General features: G+C 63.3%; 23 protein-coding genes. 14 read left to right on the forward strand and 9 right to left on the reverse strand.

Annotation, left to right across the window (positions count from 1 at the left end):
• Positions 1-3: 3 nt before the first annotated feature.
• Both IRI77_RS23405 and IRI77_RS23410 read left to right on the forward strand, forming a co-directional pair.
• Positions 4-1,356, forward strand: a complete 1,353-nt coding sequence (locus tag IRI77_RS23405) for an amidohydrolase (RefSeq protein WP_194447426.1) — start codon at positions 4-6, stop codon at positions 1,354-1,356.
• A complete protein-coding gene (locus tag IRI77_RS23410) occupies positions 1,353-2,669 on the forward strand; it encodes an amidohydrolase family protein (RefSeq protein WP_194447427.1) in 1,317 nt (438 codons plus the stop codon). Before IRI77_RS23405 ends, IRI77_RS23410 begins: the two co-directional genes overlap by 4 nt.
• 337 nt (positions 2,670-3,006) lie before the next feature.
• Here the strand turns inward: IRI77_RS23410 and IRI77_RS23415 are convergent, their stop codons facing one another.
• The gene (locus IRI77_RS23415) at positions 3,007-4,188 is read right to left on the reverse strand and encodes an IS481 family transposase (protein WP_228486229.1); all 1,182 of its coding nucleotides are present in this window, start codon (positions 4,186-4,188) and stop codon (positions 3,007-3,009) included.
• 133 nt (positions 4,189-4,321) lie between these two features.
• Here IRI77_RS23415 and IRI77_RS23420 point away from each other — a divergent pair, with 133 nt between their 5' ends.
• Positions 4,322-4,444 (forward strand): RCC1 domain-containing protein, encoded by a 123-nt coding sequence (locus IRI77_RS23420; RefSeq protein ID WP_194447428.1) that lies wholly within the window; start codon positions 4,322-4,324, stop codon positions 4,442-4,444.
• A gap of 557 nt (positions 4,445-5,001) precedes the next feature.
• On the opposite strand, the gene IRI77_RS23425 is transcribed toward IRI77_RS23420, so the two are convergent.
• The gene (locus IRI77_RS23425) at positions 5,002-5,298 is read right to left on the reverse strand and encodes a hypothetical protein (RefSeq protein ID WP_194447429.1); all 297 of its coding nucleotides are present in this window, start codon (positions 5,296-5,298) and stop codon (positions 5,002-5,004) included.
• A 44-nt stretch (positions 5,299-5,342) separates the two neighbouring features.
• Here IRI77_RS23425 and dtd point away from each other — a divergent pair, with 44 nt between their 5' ends.
• Positions 5,343-5,783 (forward strand): D-aminoacyl-tRNA deacylase, encoded by a 441-nt coding sequence (dtd, locus tag IRI77_RS23430; RefSeq protein WP_194447430.1) that lies wholly within the window; start codon positions 5,343-5,345, stop codon positions 5,781-5,783.
• Between the two features lie 86 nt (positions 5,784-5,869).
• Here dtd and IRI77_RS23435 read toward each other — a convergent pair whose 3' ends face one another.
• The 3 genes from IRI77_RS23435 to IRI77_RS23445 are packed head-to-tail and all read right to left on the reverse strand — an operon-like array spanning position 5,870 to position 8,024.
• Positions 5,870-6,559, reverse strand: coding sequence for an energy-coupling factor ABC transporter ATP-binding protein (locus IRI77_RS23435; protein WP_194447431.1), 690 nt, complete (start codon positions 6,557-6,559; stop codon positions 5,870-5,872).
• Positions 6,556-7,167: an energy-coupling factor transporter transmembrane component T family protein gene (locus IRI77_RS23440; protein ID WP_194447432.1), complete on the reverse strand. Its 612-nt coding sequence runs from the start codon at positions 7,165-7,167 to the stop codon at positions 6,556-6,558. Before IRI77_RS23440 ends, IRI77_RS23435 begins: the two co-directional genes overlap by 4 nt.
• Positions 7,152-8,024, reverse strand: a complete 873-nt coding sequence (locus IRI77_RS23445) for an energy-coupling factor ABC transporter permease (protein WP_194447433.1) — start codon at positions 8,022-8,024, stop codon at positions 7,152-7,154. Before IRI77_RS23445 ends, IRI77_RS23440 begins: the two co-directional genes overlap by 16 nt.
• A gap of 78 nt (positions 8,025-8,102) precedes the next feature.
• On the opposite strand from IRI77_RS23445, the gene purU reads away from it, so the two are divergent.
• Positions 8,103-8,960, forward strand: coding sequence for a formyltetrahydrofolate deformylase (purU, locus tag IRI77_RS23450; protein WP_194447434.1), 858 nt, complete (start codon positions 8,103-8,105; stop codon positions 8,958-8,960).
• 212 nt (positions 8,961-9,172) lie between these two features.
• Here the strand turns inward: purU and IRI77_RS38690 are convergent, their stop codons facing one another.
• Both IRI77_RS38690 and IRI77_RS23460 read right to left on the reverse strand, forming a co-directional pair.
• Complete coding sequence (locus tag IRI77_RS38690) at positions 9,173-9,505, reverse strand: BrnT family toxin (protein WP_407674121.1); 333 nt, start codon at positions 9,503-9,505, stop codon at positions 9,173-9,175.
• 59 nt (positions 9,506-9,564) lie between these two features.
• Positions 9,565-10,371, reverse strand: a complete 807-nt coding sequence (locus IRI77_RS23460; protein WP_194447435.1) for an NAD(P)-binding domain-containing protein — start codon at positions 10,369-10,371, stop codon at positions 9,565-9,567.
• A gap of 52 nt (positions 10,372-10,423) precedes the next feature.
• Between IRI77_RS23460 and hslV the strand changes: the two genes are divergently transcribed.
• From hslV to IRI77_RS23495, 7 genes are read left to right on the forward strand one after another with little or no spacing between them, the layout of a single operon-like run.
• Positions 10,424-10,963: an ATP-dependent protease subunit HslV gene (gene hslV / locus IRI77_RS23465; RefSeq protein ID WP_194447436.1), complete on the forward strand. Its 540-nt coding sequence runs from the start codon at positions 10,424-10,426 to the stop codon at positions 10,961-10,963.
• Between the two features lie 2 nt (positions 10,964-10,965).
• Entirely contained in the window at positions 10,966-12,324 is a 1,359-nt protein-coding gene (gene hslU, locus IRI77_RS23470; protein WP_194447437.1) for an ATP-dependent protease ATPase subunit HslU, read from the forward strand.
• A complete protein-coding gene (locus IRI77_RS23475) occupies positions 12,324-13,319 on the forward strand; it encodes a fibronectin type III domain-containing protein (RefSeq protein ID WP_194447438.1) in 996 nt (331 codons plus the stop codon). The genes hslU and IRI77_RS23475 overlap by 1 nt, the downstream gene beginning before the upstream one ends.
• A gap of 49 nt (positions 13,320-13,368) precedes the next feature.
• Positions 13,369-14,139, forward strand: a complete 771-nt coding sequence (locus IRI77_RS23480) for a fumarylacetoacetate hydrolase family protein (protein WP_228486281.1) — start codon at positions 13,369-13,371, stop codon at positions 14,137-14,139.
• Between the two features lie 30 nt (positions 14,140-14,169).
• The gene (gene fsa / locus IRI77_RS23485) at positions 14,170-14,832 is read left to right on the forward strand and encodes a fructose-6-phosphate aldolase (RefSeq protein WP_194447439.1); all 663 of its coding nucleotides are present in this window, start codon (positions 14,170-14,172) and stop codon (positions 14,830-14,832) included.
• 27 nt (positions 14,833-14,859) lie between these two features.
• Positions 14,860-15,234 (forward strand): hypothetical protein, encoded by a 375-nt coding sequence (locus tag IRI77_RS23490; protein ID WP_194447440.1) that lies wholly within the window; start codon positions 14,860-14,862, stop codon positions 15,232-15,234.
• A gap of 10 nt (positions 15,235-15,244) precedes the next feature.
• A complete protein-coding gene (locus IRI77_RS23495; RefSeq protein ID WP_194447441.1) occupies positions 15,245-15,652 on the forward strand; it encodes a Dabb family protein in 408 nt (135 codons plus the stop codon).
• A gap of 133 nt (positions 15,653-15,785) precedes the next feature.
• On the opposite strand, the gene recA is transcribed toward IRI77_RS23495, so the two are convergent.
• Positions 15,786-16,871 carry a recombinase RecA gene (recA, locus tag IRI77_RS23500; protein WP_194447442.1) on the reverse strand — a complete coding sequence of 362 codons (1,086 nt, stop codon included), beginning with the start codon at positions 16,869-16,871 and terminating at the stop codon, positions 15,786-15,788.
• Positions 16,872-17,072: 201 nt separating this feature from the next.
• On the opposite strand from recA, the gene IRI77_RS23505 reads away from it, so the two are divergent.
• Positions 17,073-17,417: a PadR family transcriptional regulator gene (locus IRI77_RS23505; protein ID WP_194447443.1), complete on the forward strand. Its 345-nt coding sequence runs from the start codon at positions 17,073-17,075 to the stop codon at positions 17,415-17,417.
• Positions 17,414-20,164 (forward strand): ABC transporter permease, encoded by a 2,751-nt coding sequence (locus tag IRI77_RS23510; RefSeq protein WP_194447444.1) that lies wholly within the window; start codon positions 17,414-17,416, stop codon positions 20,162-20,164. The genes IRI77_RS23505 and IRI77_RS23510 overlap by 4 nt, the downstream gene beginning before the upstream one ends.
• Before the next feature lie 3 nt (positions 20,165-20,167).
• Here IRI77_RS23510 and IRI77_RS23515 read toward each other — a convergent pair whose 3' ends face one another.
• Positions 20,168-20,629 (reverse strand): helix-turn-helix transcriptional regulator, encoded by a 462-nt coding sequence (locus IRI77_RS23515; protein WP_194447445.1) that lies wholly within the window; start codon positions 20,627-20,629, stop codon positions 20,168-20,170.
• Between the last annotated feature and the right edge of the window lie 11 nt (positions 20,630-20,640).

Genomic DNA, 20,640 nt, shown 5'->3' on the forward strand with positions numbered 1-20,640 from the left:
ACCATGCGAACGATCCTACTTGGCCTCCTGACGCTGGCGGCCCTTTCGGCCCAGAATACAGTCGTCATACAAAACGGAATTATCCATACGGTTACCAAGGGAACCATCACTGGTTCCGTCGTGATCGTGAATGGCAAGATCACCGAGGTCGGGGAGAAGGTGATGACCCCGGCCGGCGCGAAGATCGTGGACGCCAGCGGCAAGCATGTGATCCCGGGCATCATCGATTGCCACACGCACATCGCGGTGGATGCCATCAACGAAGGCAGCGTCTCCGTGAGTTCGATGGTGGGCGTCGATGATGTCGTCAACAACGAGCGCATGGACATCTACCGCGCGCTGGCCGGCGGCGTCACTACGGCCAATGTTCTGCACGGCAGCGCCAATGCGATCGGCGGCCGCAACGTTGTGTTGAAGATGCGCTGGGGCAAGGACGCCGACGGGCTTGTTTTCAAGGAAGCGAAGCCCGGTTTGAAGATGGCGCTGGGCGAGAACCCGAAGCGGCAGGGCATGCAGACGACCGGTTTCGGCGCGCAGGCCGGACAGCAGAATTTGCGCTACCCCGGTACGCGGATGGGGGTGGAAGACGTGATCCGCGAAGCCTTCACGAACGCCAAGGAATACCAGAAAGAGTGGAAGGACTACGAGGCCAAAAAGGCCAAGGGCGAGATGGCGCTGCCTCCACGGCGCGACCTGCAACTGGAGACGCTGGTGGAAGTGCTGGAAGGCAAGCGCCTGGTGCATGCGCACTGCTACCGCGCCGATGAGATCCTGATGCTGCTGCGTGTTTCGCAGGAGTTCGGCTTCAAGATCGCGACGCTGCAGCATGTGCTGGAAGGCTACAAGGTGGCGAAGGAGATTGCGGCGGCGGGCGTGGGCGCGTCGACGTTCTCTGACTGGTGGTCGTACAAGGTGGAAGCCTATGACGCCATCCCTTACAACGCGGCGGTGCTGCAGAAGAAGGGCGTGCTGGTGAGCCTGAACTCCGACGACGCGGGCGGCGCCGAGCTGATGCGGCGGCTGAACACCGAGGCCGGCAAGATCATGAAGTATGGCGGCATGACGGAAGACGAAGCGCTGGCGATGATCACGATCAACCCGGCGAAGCAGTTGGGCATCGACCAACTGGTGGGCTCGATTGAAGCCGGCAAGCAGGCCGATCTCGTGATCTACGACAAGGATCCGCTGTCGATCTTTTCGAAGGTGGAGAAGGTGTTCATCGACGGGCAACAGTACTTCGACCGCGACGGCGACATGAGCGCGCGTCCGCGCAAAGAGGCCGAGAAGAAGGGCCTGCTGGAGAAGGAAAAAGAGACCGACCGGCGCAACGCGCCGCAGACGAGGAGGCCTTCGTGAGAAGCCGCGGACTGTTGGGCATCATTCTGGCCGCCAGTGTTTATGCGGGCGCGAACGATTCGATGCTGATCCGGAATGCCACCGTGCATCCGGTTTCAGGACCGAAGCAGGAGAACGTGTCCGTGCTGGTGGTGGACGGCAAGATTGCCGAAGTGGGCGCGAAGGTCGCGGCCAAGGGCAAGATCAAGGTGGTGGATGGCAAGGGCCTGCACGTGTATCCGGGCATGATCGATTCGGGTTCGCCGGTGGGCATGTCGGAGATCAGTTCCGTGCGGGAGACGACCGATACGGGCGAGCTGGGCGACTTCAATCCTCAGCTGCGCGCGCTGATTGCCGTGAATCCGGAGAGCGAGCATATTCCGGTGGTAAGGGCCAACGGCATTACGTCGGTGATGGTGCTGCCGGGTTCGATGGGCGGCCGCGGCGCCGGCGGCGGCAGCATCATCAGCGGCCAGGTTTCGATGATTCACCTGGATGGCTGGACCTGGGAAGAGATGGAGATCCGGCGGGATGCGGCGCTGCAGTTGGTATGGCCGGCGATTGCCTCGCGCGGGCGCGGCGCGAGCGATGACGATCTGCCTCCGGCCCTGGCGGCCCGGCGCGTCACGTTCGCGCAGGCCAAGCGGAACCAGGAAGAGGATGTCCGCAAGCTGAAGGAGTTCGTGGAAGAGGCGCGGCGGTATCAGAAGGCCAAGGCTGGTAAGGAGACCGGGCTGAAGCCGGACCTGAAGTACGAGGCGATGCTGCCGGTGCTGGAAGGCAAGCGGCCGATCATGGTGTTGGCTTCGCGCGAACGGGAGATTCGGGAGGCAGTGGAGTGGGCCGAGCGCGAGCGGCTGAAGATCGTGCTGGCCAATGTTCGCGAGCCGGGCAAGATGACCGAGGAGCTGGCGAAGAAGAAGATCCCGGTGATCCTGGGTTCGCCGTTCACGACGCCTATCGATGATGACGCCGCGTATGATGAGCCGTTCACGCTGGCGGCCGAGTTGAACAAGGCCGGCGTGAAGATTGCGTTCGCGAGCTTCGGGACGCAGTTTGCGCGGAACCTGCCGTATGAGGCGGGCCAGTCGGTGGCGTTCGGGCTGCCCTATGATGAGGCGCTGAAGTCCGTGACTTTGAATGCGGCCGAGATCTGGGGGGTCGCCGATCAGTACGGGTCGATTGAGCCGGGCAAGTGGGCGGACCTGGTGGTGACGGATGGGGATCTGCTGGAGGTCAAGACGAACGTCAAGATGATGTTCATCAAGGGGGCTCCGGTGGATCTCGAGTCGAAGCACACGAAGCTGTACAAGAAGTATCTGGCTCGGCCGTAGTCGGGGACGGGCTGGTGGTACAGGGGGGGCTGGCTTTCGGGCTGGCCTCCTTTTTTGTTGGAGGGTGGTGGTTCGGATGTTGGAGATGGGCCGTCGTTTGGAGGGTGGGGCTGGCATTGGGGTTGGTGTACGGCCGCGGACATGGGTGACAATCTGGTCTACCGACATGGGTAACAGTCGTCGCGGGGGCTTGTCTGATCGCCTTTCGCGATTCTAGCCGGATTCGTACGCCTGTGGAAATGTGGGAATCGCGTAGCGATTTCCAAGCGCGGTGGGAAGCGAGGGAATCCTGTTTTTGGATTTCCTCGCTTTCCACGGTGCGTCATTTCCATGGGCCTTACTCAGCGGCCGGCACCGCCGCGGATTCGTCGTCCTGTTGCTCCAGCGCCTTCGGCTTCTTCCTCATAAACCGATTACGCTCTATGTCCAGCCAGCCGAGCAACAGCATGCCGTAGAACACTTCGAAATAGCGATCGTCAACCTGCCGCAGTCCAAGCAACTGACGCGCAAAGATCTCGCTGATGAAAATCCTCTGATCCTTGTAGTAGAGATCTCCGTGATTCTGGATCCGTCGTAGCACGAGCCCTGCCGGGTACTCCACCTCCGGGATCCGACGTGGCATCGGGCGCAACGACGGCTGATAGTGTTTTGCCGGCGTATCGTAGTCCAGGGCTTCATGGGGCCGCTGCTCGTTGTAGATCCTTTGAAAGTCGTGAAATCGCTTCTGCTGCTGGCGCGGGTTGGCCGCCGGCGGATTCAGCGTGTCCTGTTTCAACGTCCGATGCATGCGCTCGTGGCGGCCGTTTTCCTGCGGTGAGGCCGGTGCTGTGCGCTCCGGCAGAATGCCCAGCCGAACCCAGCGCATCGACAACCGACTGAGTCCGCCAGGCGCCCGCGTCGAAAACGGCGTGCCATTGTCCGTACGAATCACCTCCGGCAGACCGTACTCTCGAAACGCCGCCTCGAAGATCGCAGCCGCATGCTTTCCATCCGTCTTCGGCGTAATTTGGCAGCGCAGCAAGTACCTGCTGTGGGCGTCCGTGATGGTCAATGGATCGCAACGCACGCCATCACCTGTACGGAACCAACCCTTGAAGTCCGCGCACCACGTCCGATTGGGTCCATCCACGGACGCAAAGGGCTGCCCGAAGGGCGGCGTCCGCAAGCGTCGCTTTCGTGTGACACTCAGACCCGCTCTTTTCAGGATCATGGCGATGGTGCTGGGCGCCGGCCAGTGCTTCCTCTCCGGCTCCGCCTCGGCCAACTTCCTCAATAGCTTGCGCGGGCCCCAGTTCCACTTCCGCCGCTCAGCCAGGATGCGCTCTATGACTTCCTGACTGACTTCCTGCGGGCTGGTATGAGGCGCCCGGCTGCGGTCCTGCAAACCGGCCACGCCTTCCTCCTCTCGACGCTTGATCCACTTGTGGACCGTCTTTCTCGATACGCCATAGGCTTCCGCCAGTGCGGTCACGGTCTCGCCTTCGTCGTACTCCTGCAATAGTTGAACCCGTTGGTCCATTGCTCTGGTCTCCTTCCACGGCATCGACACTCATCGTGCCGTACCGATAAGGCGGATCAGATCTCTTGCGCCGCTGATCTGTGTTACCGATGTCGCCGGTCCAATTCGTTGGCCAGTTGGGGATGGGACGCTGGTGAACCGGGCGCGCGCGGAGGTCGTGCCGGGCCTGAACGATGTTTCGATGATCGCGGCGGGCGCGCTGTTCAGCGTGGCGCTGAAGGCGGATGGAACGGTTTGGGTGTTCGGGTCGAATTGAGCGGGCTGGCCGGCGCCGACGCCCGGAAGATGGTGACCGAGCCGGTGCGGGTGGCTGGGCTGAGCGATATTCGTGCGGTGGATGTGCGGCTGGGCAGCGGGTATGCCCTCGATGGGGCTGGGGGGAGGTGGTTTCGTTCGGCGGGAGGATGCAGATCGGCCGTCGTTGGGACGGTGGGGTCGGCGTTGGAGTTGCGGCGGGCCCCCGGCTTGCGCCGGGGGTAAGGCTGGGGGGAGGTGGTTCGGATGTTGGAGATGTCGCAGATCGGCCGTCGTTGGGTTGGTGGGGCTGGCGTTGGAGTTGCGGCGGGCCCCCGGCTTGCGCCGAGGGTAAGGCTGGGGGAGGTGGTTCGGATGTTGGAGATGCTGGAGATCGGCCGCCGTTGGGGTGGTGGGGCTGGCGTTGGGGTTGCGGCGGGCCCCCGGCTTGCGCCGGGGGTAAGGCTGGGGGGGGCTGACTGCAGCGTTGGGAGCTTCTGCCAGAAGAATTACGAGCGGGCCATGGGAGAACTACGATCGAGCCGCGGGTGAATTACTACCGGGCCACGGGTTCGCGGATTAGTCTACGACGCCGCGCCAGGTTTTGCCCTTCTGGTCCCGGAGGATCACGCCGTAGCCGTCGGAGACTCCGGAGATGAAGTTGCCGTTATCATCACGGAAGCGGTAGCGGATGGTGTCGTCGGCCATGCGCTCGGCCATGCCCCGCCAGGACTGGCCGAATTCGTCGCGAAGATGGATGAACTCGCCATCGCCGGGTCCGGTGATGGTGCGGTTCAGGGAGTCCGTGAAGCGGTAGAATCCGCCGGGCACGGTCGTCTTACTCCGTCTTCTGCGGTAAATCATAGTATCTGGCATAGAATCGGCGTTCCTGAGAACAGAGTCTATAGGATGAATACCTGATGCGGGTCATAGTGCAGCGAGTGAGCAAAGCGAGTGTCGAAGTGGACGGGCGGATTACCGGCGCCATTGGGCAGGGCATTCTCGTGCTGTTGGGCGTCTCCCACGCCGATGGAGAGGCCGAGGCCGATTACCTGCTGGACCGCGTTACCGGGCTGCGGATGTTCAATGACGCGGCAGGCAAGATGAACCTGAGCCTGCGCGACGTGGGCGGCAGCCTGCTGGTGGTTTCGCAGTTTACTTTGTATGGAGATACACGGAAGGGCCGGCGGCCCAGCTTCGACCTGGCGGCTCCGGCGGAGCAGGCCCGGCGGCTGTATGAATACTTTGTGGAACAGGCCCGGGCCGGCGGAATCCCCACGGAGACTGGCGAGTTCCAGGCGCACATGGAGGTGTCCCTGGTGAATGACGGGCCCGTCACATTTGTGCTCGATTCCAAGTAAGGCGCGGCCCTGGCTGAAGCCAGAGCGAACTCATCCAAAAGAGAGCGAGTTCTACTGCGCTGGTACGGGCGGGCGCGCGGCGGCGCTCAGAGATCCCAGTGAAAACGGGCGGCGATCTCGGCCGTACTGCCCTGCGCCTGGACGCGGCCGCCTTCGAAGAAAGCCGCTTGCGGGCAGAGCGCCTTCGCGAACGCCGTGTCGTGGGTGACTACCAGCTTGGCTTGCGGCAGGGATTGCAGCAGTTCCAGCAGATGGCGGCGGGCGGGCGGATCGAGGTGCGTCGTGGGTTCGTCGAGGATGAGGATCTCGGGTTCGACGGCCAGGATACCGGCCAGCGCGACGCGCTGTTTTTCGCCACCGCTGAGGTGGTAGGGCGGACGCTCCCAGCCGGCGCGGATGCCTACCTGTTCCAGCACCTGTTTGGCGCGGGCTTCCGCTTCGGCCTGGGTGAGGCCGGATTGCAGGGGTCCGAAGCAGACGTCTTCCAGAATGCTGGGCAGGAAGAGCTGGTCCTCGGGGTCCTGAAAGAGGAAGCCGACTTTGCGGCGGATGGCGACGTAGTGGCGGGGTTCGACCGGGAGTCCGCAGACGTGCAGTTCGCCCTCGCCCTGCAGGACTCCGTTGAGGTGCAGCAGGAAGGTCGTTTTGCCGGAGCCGTTGGGACCGAGGAGGGCCACGTTCTGGCCGGCCTCTAGGCGGAAGTCCACGCCACGCAGGGCTTCGAAGCCGCTGTCGTAGTGAAAGCGGAGGCCGCGCGCTTCGATGACGGGGTTCATCGGGTGACTCCGGCGGCTCCGCGGGCGAGCATGGCGCGGTGGATGCGTTCGGCGCGGGCGTAAGAGCTGGCGAAGAGGACGGCCAGGCTGGCGGCGGAGACCTGGAACGATTTCTCACCGCCGCGCGCCAGGGCCGCGGTGCGCATGCGCCAGGCCTGGGCGGAGATGACCGCGATGTAGCGCCAGGTGAAGTGCATCACGTCCACCAGCAGGCGCGGCACTCCGAGGCGGGCGGCGGCTTCGAGCAGGCGTTCCAGCGGGGTGGAGGCCATGAGCAGGCAGACCCAGAGGGCGGAGAGGTAGCTCTTCCAGAGGAGGGCCACGGCGCGCGGGGTGTCGCCCATCCAGGCGGTGAAGGCCGCAAAGACGAGGGTAAAGGGGAGAACGACGGCGGCGCGGGCCGTGATGGAGAGTATCGGCAGACGGGCGGCGAGGAGCAGGATCAGCGCAAGGGCGGCGAGGCTCCACGCCAGCGGCCAGGTGCCGGTGGCGATGAGGAGCGCGAGGCAGGCGAGGATCTTGGCGCGCGGGTCGAGCGCGTGGAGAGGGCTTTTCCGGCGGCTCCACTCATCGAAAGCAAAGATGTCGGGTGCTATGCGTTGCGCCACCGGACGATCCACCGACCGAGAAGATAGCAGGCCAGGAAGGTGGCCGTGAGACCGCCGAGTCCGAGGGCGGCCTGATGGAGCCAGGGTTCCGCCGCGGCGGCCGATTCCTTGCCGGCCAGTCCGGCGAGGCCGGCGACGCGTTCGAGACCGTCGGGCAGGGCGGAGGCGGCGAGGAAGCCGGCGGAGACCAGGACGAGGGCGAAGAGGCCGAGGAGGATGAGGGCGGGGCGGCCTTCCGTTTCGGGGGCGCGCAGCCAGCGCGGGTTCATCTTCTCGAGCGAGCCGAGGACGGCGAGCGTGATGGCGCCTTCAAGGAGTCCGGTGATGCAGAAGACGATGAGACCGATGCCGAGGGCGTGATTTGGGATGCGGACTCCGGAGAGGAAGAGTTCTCCGAGGCAGAGGATGGCCGAGACGAAGACGCTGAGGAAGCCCCCGAGGGCGATGCCGAAGTTGCGGGCGCGGGTGCGGGCCAGCAGGCGGTAAGGCCAGTAGCCGGCGAGGACCCCGGCGATGGCCATGTTGAAGACGTTGGCGCCGAGGGCGAGCAGGCCGCCGTCCTGGAAGACGAGCGCCTGGATGATGAGGATGGCCGTCATGACGATGGCGGCGGGCGCGGGTCCGAGGGTGGCGGCGAGCAGGGCTCCGCCGACGAGGTGGCCGCTGGTGCCGATGCCGACGGGGAAGTTTATCATCTGGGCGGCGAAGACAAAGGCGCCCATGACGCCCATGAGGGGCAGGCGGGCGTCCTGCAATCCGGCCTGGGCACGACGGGCCAGCATGCCGATGGAGGGCACGCTGACAGTCGCGAGTCCGGCCCACACGGGTGTGGACAGGAAGCCATCCGGGATATGCATGATCGATTTCACAGTAGCAAAAACGGCCTAGAGTTGCTACGGATAGGGGGAATCGGGCAGGGCGTCCGATAATGGAGTGTGCGTCAAAGTGCAATTCTCCTGATCAACTGTCCGGATGCGAAGGGGCTGGTGGCTTCGGTGTCGGGGTTTCTGTATGAGCATGGAGCGAACATCCTGTCGGCCGATGAACACCGGGACGACGCCTCCGAGCGGTTTTTCATGCGCATCGAGTGGGATGTGGCGGATTTCCGGCTGGACCCGGCGGCGTTTCCCGCGGCGTTCGAGAGCCAGGTGGCGCGGCGTTTCGGGATGGACTGGCGGGTGGAGTACTCGCAGCGGCCGATGAGGGTGGCGGTGTTTGTTTCGAAGTATCTGCACTGCCTGGCGGATCTGCTGTACCGGCACCAGACGGGCGAGCTGGCCGCGGACATCCGGCTGATTGTCAGCAATCACGAGGACGCGCGGCGGCATGCCGAGTTTCACGGGATTCCGTTCGAGTATGTGCCGGTGGGTCCGGGCGGCAAGGCGGAGGCCGAGGCGCGGGCGCTGAAGCTATTGGATGAGCAGGAGATCGACCTGGTGGTGCTGGCGCGGTATATGCAGGTGTTGTCGCCGGAGTTTGTGGAGCGGTATGAGGGCCGGGTGATCAATGTGCATCATTCGTTCCTGCCGGCGTTCAGCGGGGCGAAGCCGTATCATGCGGCGTTCGCGCGCGGCGTGAAGCTGATTGGGGCGACCGCGCACTATGTGACGGAGATCCTGGACGACGGGCCAATTATCGACCAGGAGGTGATCCGGGTGTCGCATCGCGACCAGTTGGAGGAGTTGATCCAGAAGGGCCGGGATGCGGAGCGGATGGTGCTGTCGAGGGCGGTGAGGTGGCACCTGGAGCACCGGGTTTTGTTGTGCGGGCGGAAGACGGTTGTGTTTGAGTGAGGGGGGGGGCGCGCGGTGGGTGGACGGGGCATTCTAGTCCACATGGAGCTCATCTTCGAGGTTCGCGACGCAGAAGAGGGCGGATATTGTGCACGCGCGCTTGGGCGCTTGGGCATTCGATCTTCACTCAAGCCGAGTCGTGGGACGAACTGCGAGTCAACGTTCTGGAAGCCACGACTCTGCACTTTGAAGACCGTGACGAGCAGCCCCGGTTAGTGCAACTCCATTACGTGAAGGACGAGCTTATTCCCGTCGTTGCGGCATGAAGTTTCCTCGAGAAGTTTCCGGTGATCGCGTGACTGCCGTACTTGCCGCCGGGCGCTTATGACGCGGACGCGCCCCTCCCGCAACTCCGTGAAACAAACTACCACCAGCCGCTGCAACTGGGATCGGCCGATGATAATCTCCCGCCGCTCGTTCGTGGAGTGGTCATCATCCGAAAAGATCCTGGCCAGAGCATCACCGAATACGGAAGCCGCCTCGGAAAAACTCACCCCGTGCTTCACCAGATTCGCTCGAGCTTTGCGCGGATCCCATTCGAACACCAAGTCTATGGCGTTCTAATCATAGAATAGCGAACGAGCCAGTCGGCGCTATCCTCTCCCTACAGCGTGAACGCCGCCTTCAACACCTTCTCCCGCTCCATCGTCCGCCGCATCACCTCGCGCCACATCTCCGGCAGCACCGCATCCATTGCCAGCAGCCCTTCATAGGTCATCCCGCCCGGCGTGCTGACCTCTTCCAGCATCTCCCGGCCGTCGATGCCCGCCTTTGGCAGATCCGCCGCCGCCCGGACCGTGTCCCACACCAGCGACTCCCATTCCACCAGCGAGATGTCCGGCTGCATCTCGTGCGCCGCCGCCGCCCACTCCGTGCAAAATCGCGCCAGAAACGCAGGTCCGCAGCTCACCACATTCGTCGCTGCCCGGCTTTGCGTCTCCTCAATCTGCTCCGTGCGGCTCAACCGCTCCAGTAGATCCCGCAGATACGCCAGATCCTTCTCCGTGCTCCGCGGACCCGGAATCAGCAGGCTCACCCCGCCGTGCACAAACTGCGTGAACGAGGGAATCACCTTTGCCGTACGGCAGGGCGTCGTCGCCGCCAGCCTTTCCAGCTCCACGATGTTCGAGATGCTCACCAGCAAATGCCGCCCTGTCAGGACCGGCTTCACCTCTTCCAGCACGTGCGCCGTATCGCCCGGCCGCACGCACAGGAACAGCGTCTCGCACTCCTGCCCCAACTCCGCGTTGGTGCCCGTCCGCAGACGCGGATAGTGCAGCTGCAGATCCTCCAACTTCTCTTGAGACCGGTTGCTCGCCCAGATCTCTTCTTCCACCGGACGCTCGGCGCGCAACAGCGCGCGAACCAGCATTGCGCCCATCTTGCCTGTGCCAATGAACCCGATTGCCATGCGAACAGAAGTATACAACCCTCCGCGCTACACTGGAGATGGTTGAGACCTGATGACGAATAGCATCCACGGGACCACTATTTTGGTGGTCCGCCGCAACGGCAAAGTCGTGATGGCCGGAGACGGACAGGTGACCCTGGGCAGCGAGGTGTTGAAGGCGAAAGCCAATAAACTCCGCCGTCTGCACAAGGATAAGATCGTGGCTGGATTCGCCGGCTCCACGGCCGACGCCTTCTCTCTCTTCGCCCGCTTCGAAGCCAAACTCGAACAACACAACGGCAATCTGCCGCGCAGCGCCGTCGAACTTGCCAAGGACTGGCGAACCGACAAAGCGCTGCGGCACCTGGAAGCTCTTCTTCTGGTAGCCGACGCCACCAACATCTATATCCTCAGCGGCAACGGCGACGTCATCGAACCCGATAGCGACTGCATGGCCATCGGCAGCGGCGGACCCTTCGCCCAGGCTGCCGCCCGCGCCCTGCTCGAGAATACGAAACTCACCGCGCGCGAGATCGTCGAGAAAGCCATGATCATCGCCGCCGACACCTGTATCTATACCAACGGCAACATCAGCTATCAGGAGCTCGGCTAAGCATGGTCATCTACCTCCCCGGCGACGCCAATCGCGACGAGCCCCTGCTTGACGAACTCACGCCGCGCCAGATCGTCGCCGCCCTCGATAAGTACGTCATCGGCCAGGCCGACGCCAAACGCGCCATCGCCGTCGCCCTCCGCAATCGCATCCGCCGCCAGAAACTCGATCCCGAAATGGCCGAGGAGGTGATGCCGAAGAACATCCTCATGATCGGCACTACCGGCGTCGGCAAAACCGAACTCGCCCGCCGCCTGGCCAAACTCTCCAACTCGCCCTTCCTCAAAGTGGAAGCCAGCAAGTTCACGGAAGTCGGCTATGTCGGCCGCGACGTCGAATCCATGATCCGCGACCTCGTCGAGGTCGCCATCGACATGGTCCGCGAAGAGAAACTCGAGGAAGTGGCCGACCGCGCCGAAGAGGCCGCCGAAGAACGCCTCCTCGACATCCTGCTGCCGCCTACGCCCGAGCCCAGCGACACCGCGGACAAGACCCGCGACAAAATGCGCGAGAAGCTCCGCGCCGGCCGCCTCGACGAGAAGATCGTTGAGATCGACGTCAAGGACCGCGGCCCGTCCTTTGAAGTCTTCTCCAATACCGGCAACGAAGACATGGACATGAACCTCCGCGAGTTCCTGCCCCAGTTGTTCGGAGGCCGTACCACCAAGCGCAAACTGCGTGTCGCCGAGGCTTTTGAATACCTCACCCAGGAAGAGGAAGGCCGCCTGGTGGACATGGACCAGGTCACCCGCCTCGCCATCGAGCGAGTGGAACGCAACGGCATCCTGTTCCTCGACGAAATTGACAAGATCGCCGGCCGCGAAGGCGGTCACGGCCCCGACGTCTCCCGCGAGGGCGTTCAGCGCGACATCCTCCCCATCGTCGAAGGCACCACGGTCAACACCCGCTACGGCTTCGTCCGCACCGATCACATCCTTTTCATCGCCGCCGGCGCGTTCCATGTCTCCAAACCGTCGGACATGATCCCGGAGCTTCAGGGCCGCTTCCCCATTCGCGTCGAGCTCAAGTCCCTGAACGAGGACGACTTCGTGCGCATCCTCACGGAGCCCAAGAACGCCCTCATCAAGCAGTACACCGCCCTGCTCGAAACCGAAGGCATCCAGCTCGAATTCGGTGAGGATGCCATCCGCGCCATCGCCGGCTTTGCCACCCAGGTGAACGAGTCCAGCGAGAACATCGGCGCGCGCCGCCTTCACACCATCCTCGAGAAACTGCTCGAAGAGATCAGCTTTGAAGGCCCCGATTTGAAGAAGAAGAAGGTCAAGGTGGACGCGGCGTTCGTACGCCGCCAACTGGCCGACATCGTCGCCGACCAGGACCTCAGCCGGTATATCCTGTAATGCGACCGTTCGCCGCCCTTGCAGTCCTGACCCTTGCCCTCGCCGGATGTGGCTATGTCGGCGACCCGAAGCCGCCTGCCCTCAATATCCCCCTGCCTGTGCAGGACTTGCGCGGCGTCCAGCGCGGGGCGAATATCGTCCTCGCCTTCACGCCGAATCCCAGGACGACCGAGGACATCCTGCTCAAGTCCTTTGCCGCCATCGACCTGCGCGCCGGCGAGAACATTCAGGGCGGCTTCGAAGTGAACCGCTGGGCGGATTCGGCTCGCAAAATCCCCGTGGCTGACGCCTCCATCACGCCCCACGAACTCACCATCCCCGTCGACGGGTTCGCCGGCAAGGAGATCATCTTTGCCGTCCGCACCACCGGCCCCAAGGGCCGCTCGTCCGGTTGGTCGAACCTCGTCACCCTGCGCATCGTGCCTACCCTCGCAGTGCCCACCGGACTCTCCATTGTCCCCACGGCCAAAGGCGTCTACCTCGAATGGAAAGAGGAGCATTCCGCCCCCGGCACCGAATGGCGGGTCTGGCGGATGGTGGAAGGCGAAAAGGAACCCACCGTCCTCGGCAATGCCGGCGGCCCTTCCTGGCTCGACTCGAATACCGAATACGGCAAGACTTACGGCTATACCCTGCAGCAGGTCCTGAAGATCAACGAGAAGGAAGAGGCCGAAAGTGAAGTCACGCCCACCCTCTCCCTGAAGTTTGAGGACAAGTTCCCGCCCAGCGTACCCACCGGCCTCACCGCCATCGCCGGCATCAAATCGGTCGACCTCAACTGGGACCGCAACCAGGAAACCGACCTCAAATCCTACATCGTCTTCCGCGCCGAAGGCGCCGGCGCTCTCACCAAAATCGCCGACCTCGGCACCAGCCCCAATTTCAACGACAGCAAGGTCGAGAGCGGCAGGAAGTACCGCTACGCTGTCGCCGCCATCGACGAGCTTGGCAACACCAGCGATCCCAGCGCCGCCGTCGAAATCACCGTACCCTAACCCGAACTGGGGTGACGAACCTGCCCCGGATGTCGCAACATAGTCTTTAATGACGCGCTACGTTCGTATTGCCCGCGAGCCCGCCGTGCCCATGAGCGCACCGGACTCGCATCCCGGCGTCCTCCGCGGAATCCTTCAGGACGATCAGATCCTCCTCGCCGAAGGCCGCACCCTCCCTCTCGCCCAGGCCCGCCTGCTGCCCGCGGTCTCGCCCACCAAAATCGTTTGCGTCGGGCGGAACTATGCGGAACATGCCAAGGAGCTCGGCAACGCCGTGCCAACGGAGCCGCTCATCTTCATGAAGCCTCCGTCTTCGCTGAATGGCCACCTCGGCGCGGTCGTCTACCCCAAAATCTCCCAACTGGTGTCGTTCGAGGGCGAAGTCGGAATCATCATCGGACGGCGCGCCCGCCGCATCAAACAGGAGGAGGCCGACGCCTATATCGCCGGCTATACCATCGTCAATGACATGACGGCGCGTGATCTTCAGAAGAAGGATGGCCAGTGGACCCGCGGCAAAGGATTTGATACCTTTTGTCCCGTCGGGCCGTGCTGGGTTCCTCGCGAAGAGATTGATTTTCAATCACTTCGCGTCACCACCCGGGTGAACGGAGAGGTCAAACAGGATGCTCCCGTCACGGATATGATCTTCAGCGTGGGTGCTATTCTACAGTTCGTAACGGAGTTCATGACGCTCGAGCCGGGTGATCTCATCGCCACTGGCACCCCGCCCGGCGTCGGCCCGGTTCAACCGGGTGATGTGATCCAAGTGGAAGTTCCCGGACTTGGGATCCTCGAAAATTCCATCGTGGCAGAGTAAGTAGTAAGACTTCAGACAGGAGGGGCCGGTATGAAGTTTTTTCTGGACACCGCTAATCTCGATGAATTGAAAAAGGGTGCGGCCTGGGGCGTCGTCGACGGCGTCACCACCAATCCCTCGCTCATCGCGAAAGAAGGCATTCCCTTACAGGAACAGATTCGCAAGATCTGTGAAATTGTCGATGGTCCAATCAGCGCGGAGGTCATCTCCACCGACGTCGATGGCATGTTGCGGGAAGGCCGCGAAGTGGCCAAACTGCACCAGAACATCGTCGTGAAGTGTCCTTTGACCCGGGCCGGCATCCAAGCCTGCTCCACTCTTTCGAAAGAAGGCATCCGCGTCAATGTCACTCTCTGTTTTTCGCCCAGCCAGGCGATTCTGGCCGCGAAAGCCGGAGCATGGTGCGTCAGCCCCTTCGTCGGGCGTCTTGACGACATCGGACTCGAAGGCATGACCCTCATCCGCGACATCTGCAAGATCTACGCCAACTACGGCTACAAAACGCAGGTGCTCGCCGCTTCGCTTCGCTCGCCTCTGCACGTCGTGCAGGCGGCCGAGGCCGGCTCGCACATCGGAACCATGCCCTTCAAGGTACTGGATCAGATGTTCAACCACCCGCTCACCGACAAGGGTCTGGATCAGTTCCTCAAGGACTACGCCAAAGCGTTCCAGGAGGCGCCGGCCGGAAGATAAAGAGTGCTTATTCGAGATCCTCGTTATTTGATCGGACTCATTGCGACGGCGGTCCTGGTTGCCCTGGCCGTCTATGTCATCTTCCAGCGGCGCCTCACGCCGGTGGAGAAGGAGCGCCGTCGCCGCGTCTTCGTCAACCGCAGCCGGCGCACCATTGAGGGCGTCATTACCGAGGCTGGCGAGGATCTCATCTACTATCAATATGAACTGCGAGGCGTGATGTACTCCGCCTCGCAGGACGTCTCCGCCATCCACCCGCTGCTTCCTCTCTTTCCCGATCGGTTGATTGGTCCTGTTAGTGTGAAGTATGATCCGAGAAACCCTGCCAACTCGATAGTTATCTGCGAAGATTGGTCAGGACTCACTGTCAAAAGGGAAAGCCAGGATGCAATTGTCGAGTGACTGGAAAAAAATGATCGGCGCCACGCTCTTCGTGGTGCTCCTCGGCGCCGCAATCGGAGTGGCCGCCAACAAGTACAACAAACCCAAATCGGTGCTGCACATCGTCACGCTGCTCTATAAGGACGGCACCACGGATGAGCAGAAGAAGGAAGTACTCGAAGGCATCGAGCGTATGGCCGCGGATATCCCCGGCATCCGCAATGTCTGGCTGAAGGGCACCAGCGTCCAGGGCAACTACCCCTATAAGCAGGCCGACGGCAGCATCAAGCTCCGGCCCGTCACCGACGCCTTCGTCATCGAATTCGAAAGCGAAACTGCCTTTCAAACGTACGCCGACCACCCTGCCCACCGCGCCTGGGAGAAAGTCTACACGAACGTGCGCGAACGTTCGATCACAACCGACGTCACCAACCCGTAAGTTCCACCGGACCACAGGCTTCCGTCCGGCCTCCGGTCCCATTTCGACCACAAAAACAACAGCTGTCGTTTAGGCGCTTTTCCGTTCGCGGCCTAAAACGACAGCTGTTGTTTTTTGGTTCTAACTTGTTGAATTAGCTCTTGGAGCCCCGAGTAGCCTTACCGCCCGACGCGGCCGCCGGCTCCGGCGTCACCGTCGGCTCAACGGCATCCGGCAGCTTCGCCAGCCCCAGCACCTCGCGCACCATCTGATCCAGCTTCACCAGCGTTTCGGGATGGTCGCGCAGGAACTGCTTGGCGTTCTCGCGGCCCTGGCCGATGCGCTCGCCCGAGAAGCTGTACCACGATCCGCTCTTCTCGACGATGTTGTGCTCCACGCCGATGTCGACCAGGTCGCCCATCAGGCTGATGCCCTCACCGTACATGATGTCGAACTCGGCTTCGCGGAACGGCGGAGCCAGCTTGTTCTTCACCACCTTCACCTTGGTCCGGTTCCCCACCACGTTCTCGCCATCCTTGATCGCGGCAATGCGCCGGATGTCGATACGTACGCTGGAGTAAAACTTCAACGCGCGGCCGCCGGTGGTCGTTTCCGGGTTGCCGAACATCACGCCGATCTTTTCACGGATCTGGTTGATGAAGATCAGGCAGGTGTTCGACTTCGAGACATTACCAGTCAGCTTGCGCATGGCCTGCGACATCAGCCGCGCCTGCACGCCCATGAACGAGTCGCCCATCTCGCCGTCGAGTTCGGCCTTCGGCACCAGCGCCGCCACCGAGTCCACCACGATGATGTCGATCGCATTCGAGCTGATCAGCGCCGACGTGATCTCCAGCGCCTGTTCCGCATAATCCGGCTGCGACACCAGCAGGTTGTCCACGTCCACGCCGAGCTTGCGCGCATAGATAGGATCCAGCGCATGCTCCACGTCGACGAACGCCGCCATGCCGCCCACCTTCTGCGCCTGGGCTACCGCCTGCAGCGCGAGCGTGGTCTTACCAGAGGATTCCGGCCCGTACACCTCGATGATGCGCCCGCGCGGGAATCCACCCACGCCCAGCGCATAATCCACGGAGACCGACCCGGAAGAGATGACGCCGACGGGAACGATGGCATCGTGTGAGCCCAGCCGCTGGATGGTGCCCTTGCCGAATTGCTTTTCAATATTGCCAAGCGTGACACTCAGCAGCCGCTGTTTTTCTTTCTCTTCGAGAGCCATGGCCTTCCGGGGGCCTCCTTTGGTGACTAGTGAAAACTCTTACAGTATAGCAGCGCTTGTCAAGATGCGCGCTTCCTAGTGTAACTAGTGAACCGCCCACGGGGAGTATCTCCTAAAATTAACCTCTATCTCCAGCCTCTCCTATTGCTTTCCCACAAGAACCTGCGTATCCTTCTTGTGGGATTCCCAGCGGAGATACAGATGAAAGACAAGAACGACGTCTGGCAGGGCACCCTCGCCCTCATGGTCATGAAAACACTGGACATGATGGGGCCACAGCACGGCTATGGCATCGCCCGCCGCATCGAGCAGATCAGCGAAGACCTCCTCTCGGTCAACCACGGCACCCTCTACCCCGTCCTCCTCAAGCTGGAACAGGAAGGCTCCATCGCCTCCGACTGGGGCCTCTCCGAGAACAACCGCAAGGCCCGCTTCTATCGCCTCACCGAGGACGGCCGCCGGGAACTCCGCTCCGAACAACTCCACTGGGAGACCACCACTTCGATCATGGCCCGCTTCCTTTCCGCCCCAGGAGGAAACCAATGAATCGAAAGACCTTACGCCGCTCCTGGAGCCGTCTGAAAGGGCTGCTCCCCAGCCGCCGCCGCGACCAGGAACTGGCCGACGAACTCGAAACCCACATCGAACTTCTCACCGCGGACAACATCCGCCTCGGCATGAACCCCGCCGATGCCCGCCGCGCGGCCATGCTGAAACTGGGCGGCATCGAGTCCGTCAAAGAGTCCTATCGCGACCAGCGCGGCCTGCCCGCCCTCGAAGCGCTCTTCCAGGATCTGCGCTACGCCTTCCGCGGCATGCGCCGCCGTCCGGGCTTCACCCTCACCGCCGTCGCCTGCCTCGCCCTGGGCATCGGAGCCACCACCGCGCTCTTCAGCGTCCTCAACGCTGTCCTCATCCGCCACCTGCCGGTCGCCCAACCGGAGCAACTGGTACAGCTTCGCTTCCAGGGCGACGCCAAATTGCCCCGCACCATCCGCCACAGCAACTCGGGTTTCAGCCGGGCCTCCTTCCCGCACTACATGCTGCAGGACCTCCAGGACAGCGGCAGCGGGCTCTCTGAACTCTTTGCCTTTGTCCCGATGAACTTCGACCGCCACGGCGTCACAGTCAACATCGACGGCGTACCGTCCACCGCGGGCGGCGAAATGGTCTCGGCCAACTACTTTCGGGGACTCGGCGTTGCGCCCGTCATCGGCCGCGCCATCTCGGAAGAGGACCTCAAGCCCGGCGCGCCCAACGTGGCCGTGCTCAGCCACGGCTACTGGACCCGTCAGTTTGGCCGCGACCGCGGTGTCGTGGGCCATCGCATCTCATTGAACGGCCAGCCCTTTACCGTCATCGGCGTGGCGCCCCAGGAGTTCTTTGGCGTGAATGCGGCCCAGCCGCCCGAGTTCTGGATTCCCCTCCGCGACCTGCCCGGCCTCGCCCCCTGGGGCAACAGTTCCCCCAAAGCCAGCCAGATGTTCAGCGACCGCACCTGGTGGTGGTGCATGCTGATGGGCCGCCTCAAGCCCGGGGTCACGGCGCAGCAGGCTCAGCTTCAACTGGACGCCCGCTTCCGGCAGAGCCTCGCCGCCGCCGGCCCGGCAGACCTCAAGCCGGAGATCCTGCCGCATCTGGAACTCACCGACGCCGGCAAAGGCCTCGACAACCTGCGCAGCCGCCTCTCCCGGCCTCTCCAGCTTCTGCTCGCCGCCACGGGACTGGTCCTGCTGATCGCCTGCGCCAATGTCGCCACTTTGTTGCTGGCCCGCGCCTCGGCACGGCAGAGGGAAACCAGCGTCCGGCTCGCCCTGGGCGCCCTGCGCGGCCGCCTCATCCGCCAGTACCTCACGGAATCGGTGATGCTCGCCCTGGTCGGCGGCGGCCTGGGGGTCCTCGTCGCCTACTGGGGCAGCCACGGCCTTGTCCTGCTCGACCGGGACACGCGGGCGCTTTCGCTGGACGTGCAACCGGACGGCACGGTCCTCGGTTTCTGCCTCGGCCTGTCCCTTCTCACCGGCATCCTTTTCGGGCTCGCCCCGGCCTTTCGGGCCACACGCACGAACGTCTCCACCCGCATCCAGGAGGGCGTGACGATGCATGTCCGCCGCCTGAGCCTGGGCTCCGCGCTGGTCGCCGGGCAGGTCGCCCTTTCCGTGCTGCTGCTGTTCGGGGCAGGGCTGTTCCTCCGGACGCTGGGCAACCTCGAATCGCAGGACCTCGGGTTCCGCAGCGAAAACCTGGTCGTCTTCTCCCTGAATCCGCCCCGCACCGCCTACACCGGCGACCGTCGTGTCGAGCTCTACCACCGCGTGCTGGAGGCGATCCAACCGCTGCCCGGCGTGGAGTCCGCCACCTCCTCCGGCCTCGCCTTACTCTCGGGCTGGATCAACAACTCGGACGCGTCCGCCGACACCGCCAATCGGGCCAAGTCCTCCAACTCGCTGAGCTGGAACACCGTCGGCCCCAACTACTTCCACACCATGGGCATGAACCTGATCCAGGGCCGCGACCTCGACTGGGCGGACATCCGCCTCGCCCGCAAGGTGGCGGTGGTCAATACTGCCATGGCGCGTCACTTCTTTCCCAGCCAGAATCCGGTGGGCCACCGCTTCTCGATGAGCGAAGAGTACAACCCCTCCGAGGCCATCGAAATCATCGGCGTCGTGGGGGATGCCAAGTACGGTACCCTGCGCGGCGAGGTGGATCCGACGGCGTACATCAGCTATCCAGCCATCCCGGAATCGGTGAGCAAGATGCACTACGAAGTGCGGACGGCGGGCGACCCGGCTGCTGTTCTCAGCACCATCCGTACCGCCATGCGGGGCATCGACCCGGACGTGCCGCTGATCGACCCCAAAACCCAAACCGAGTTGCTCCGCGACAGCCTGGGTGAAGAGCGACTCTTCGCCGTCCTCTGTACCGTCTTCAGCGGCCTGGCCCTGATTCTCGTCGCCGTCGGACTGTATGGGACCCTCGCTTACGCCGTAACCCGCCGCACCAACGAGATCGGCATCCGCATGGCCCTAGGCGCCCCGCGTGCCCACGTCCTGTGGATGGTGTTGAAGGAATCGCTGGTTCTCACCGGCGCCGGCGCCCTCATCGGCCTGCCCGCAGCCCTCGCCGCTGCCCGCCTGGTCGAGAACCAGATCTTCGGCGTCAAACCCGGCGATCCCCTCACGCTGGCGGCCACGCTGTTTATGCTCATTCTGGTCGGCGCCGCGGCCAGCTTCCTGCCCGCGCGCCGCGCCGCCCACATCGATCCGCAGGTCGCGCTCAGAAACGAGTAGCGGCTAGAATACCCGGGCGCCCCAGAACTGCAGGAAACAGGCCGGCACCAACCGGTGCACGGCCAAACCCGGCACGGGAAACACGCGCCGCAGCGACCGCTGGTACTCCGAGGGCGACTGCCCCACCAGGCTCCGGAATCGCGTACTGAACGACCCCAGGCTCTCGTACCCCACGGCCATGCAGACCTCGGTCACCGCCAGCTCATCCCGCGCCAGCAGGCGCTTCGCTTCGTCCATCCGCAGTTTGGTCAAAAACTCGTGCGGCGACTCGCCAAAGGTCCGCCGGAACACCCGCTGGTAGTGAAAGGGGGAAAGACACGCCTCGCGCGCGGCATCGTGCAACCGCAGCGGCTCGCCGAACCCCGCGGCCAGGTAGTCGCGCGACCGCACCAACCGCCGGAACAGTTCATCGTGCACCGCCGGCCCCAGCCGCAGCGGAGCCGTATAAATGAGCGGATGCGTCACGTCAGATGAGT

This window comes from Paludibaculum fermentans (genome assembly GCF_015277775.1).
Lineage (GTDB): Bacteria > Acidobacteriota > Terriglobia > Bryobacterales > Bryobacteraceae > Paludibaculum > Paludibaculum fermentans.

What these genes read in the sequence shown, in the direction of transcription:
- IRI77_RS23405 (WP_194447426.1), top strand. Translation starts at nt 4, where the DNA reads ATGCGAACGATCCTACTTGGCCTCCTGACGCTGGCGGCCCTTTCGGCC.
- IRI77_RS23415 (WP_228486229.1), bottom strand. Translation starts at nt 4,188, where the DNA reads ATGGACCAACGGGTTCAACTATTGCAGGAGTACGACGAAGGCGAGACC.
- IRI77_RS23425 (WP_194447429.1), bottom strand. Translation starts at nt 5,298, where the DNA reads ATGCCAGATACTATGATTTACCGCAGAAGACGGAGTAAGACGACCGTG.
- dtd (WP_194447430.1), top strand. Translation starts at nt 5,343, where the DNA reads ATGCGGGTCATAGTGCAGCGAGTGAGCAAAGCGAGTGTCGAAGTGGAC.
- IRI77_RS23435 (WP_194447431.1), bottom strand. Translation starts at nt 6,559, where the DNA reads ATGAACCCCGTCATCGAAGCGCGCGGCCTCCGCTTTCACTACGACAGC.
- IRI77_RS23445 (WP_194447433.1), bottom strand. Translation starts at nt 8,024, where the DNA reads ATGCATATCCCGGATGGCTTCCTGTCCACACCCGTGTGGGCCGGACTC.
- IRI77_RS23460 (WP_194447435.1), bottom strand. Translation starts at nt 10,371, where the DNA reads ATGGCAATCGGGTTCATTGGCACAGGCAAGATGGGCGCAATGCTGGTT.
- hslV (WP_194447436.1), top strand. Translation starts at nt 10,424, where the DNA reads ATGACGAATAGCATCCACGGGACCACTATTTTGGTGGTCCGCCGCAAC.
- hslU (WP_194447437.1), top strand. Translation starts at nt 10,966, where the DNA reads ATGGTCATCTACCTCCCCGGCGACGCCAATCGCGACGAGCCCCTGCTT.
- IRI77_RS23475 (WP_194447438.1), top strand. Translation starts at nt 12,324, where the DNA reads ATGCGACCGTTCGCCGCCCTTGCAGTCCTGACCCTTGCCCTCGCCGGA.
- IRI77_RS23480 (WP_228486281.1), top strand. Translation starts at nt 13,369, where the DNA reads ATGACGCGCTACGTTCGTATTGCCCGCGAGCCCGCCGTGCCCATGAGC.
- fsa (WP_194447439.1), top strand. Translation starts at nt 14,170, where the DNA reads ATGAAGTTTTTTCTGGACACCGCTAATCTCGATGAATTGAAAAAGGGT.
- IRI77_RS23495 (WP_194447441.1), top strand. Translation starts at nt 15,245, where the DNA reads ATGATCGGCGCCACGCTCTTCGTGGTGCTCCTCGGCGCCGCAATCGGA.
- recA (WP_194447442.1), bottom strand. Translation starts at nt 16,871, where the DNA reads ATGGCTCTCGAAGAGAAAGAAAAACAGCGGCTGCTGAGTGTCACGCTT.
- IRI77_RS23505 (WP_194447443.1), top strand. Translation starts at nt 17,073, where the DNA reads ATGAAAGACAAGAACGACGTCTGGCAGGGCACCCTCGCCCTCATGGTC.
- IRI77_RS23510 (WP_194447444.1), top strand. Translation starts at nt 17,414, where the DNA reads ATGAATCGAAAGACCTTACGCCGCTCCTGGAGCCGTCTGAAAGGGCTG.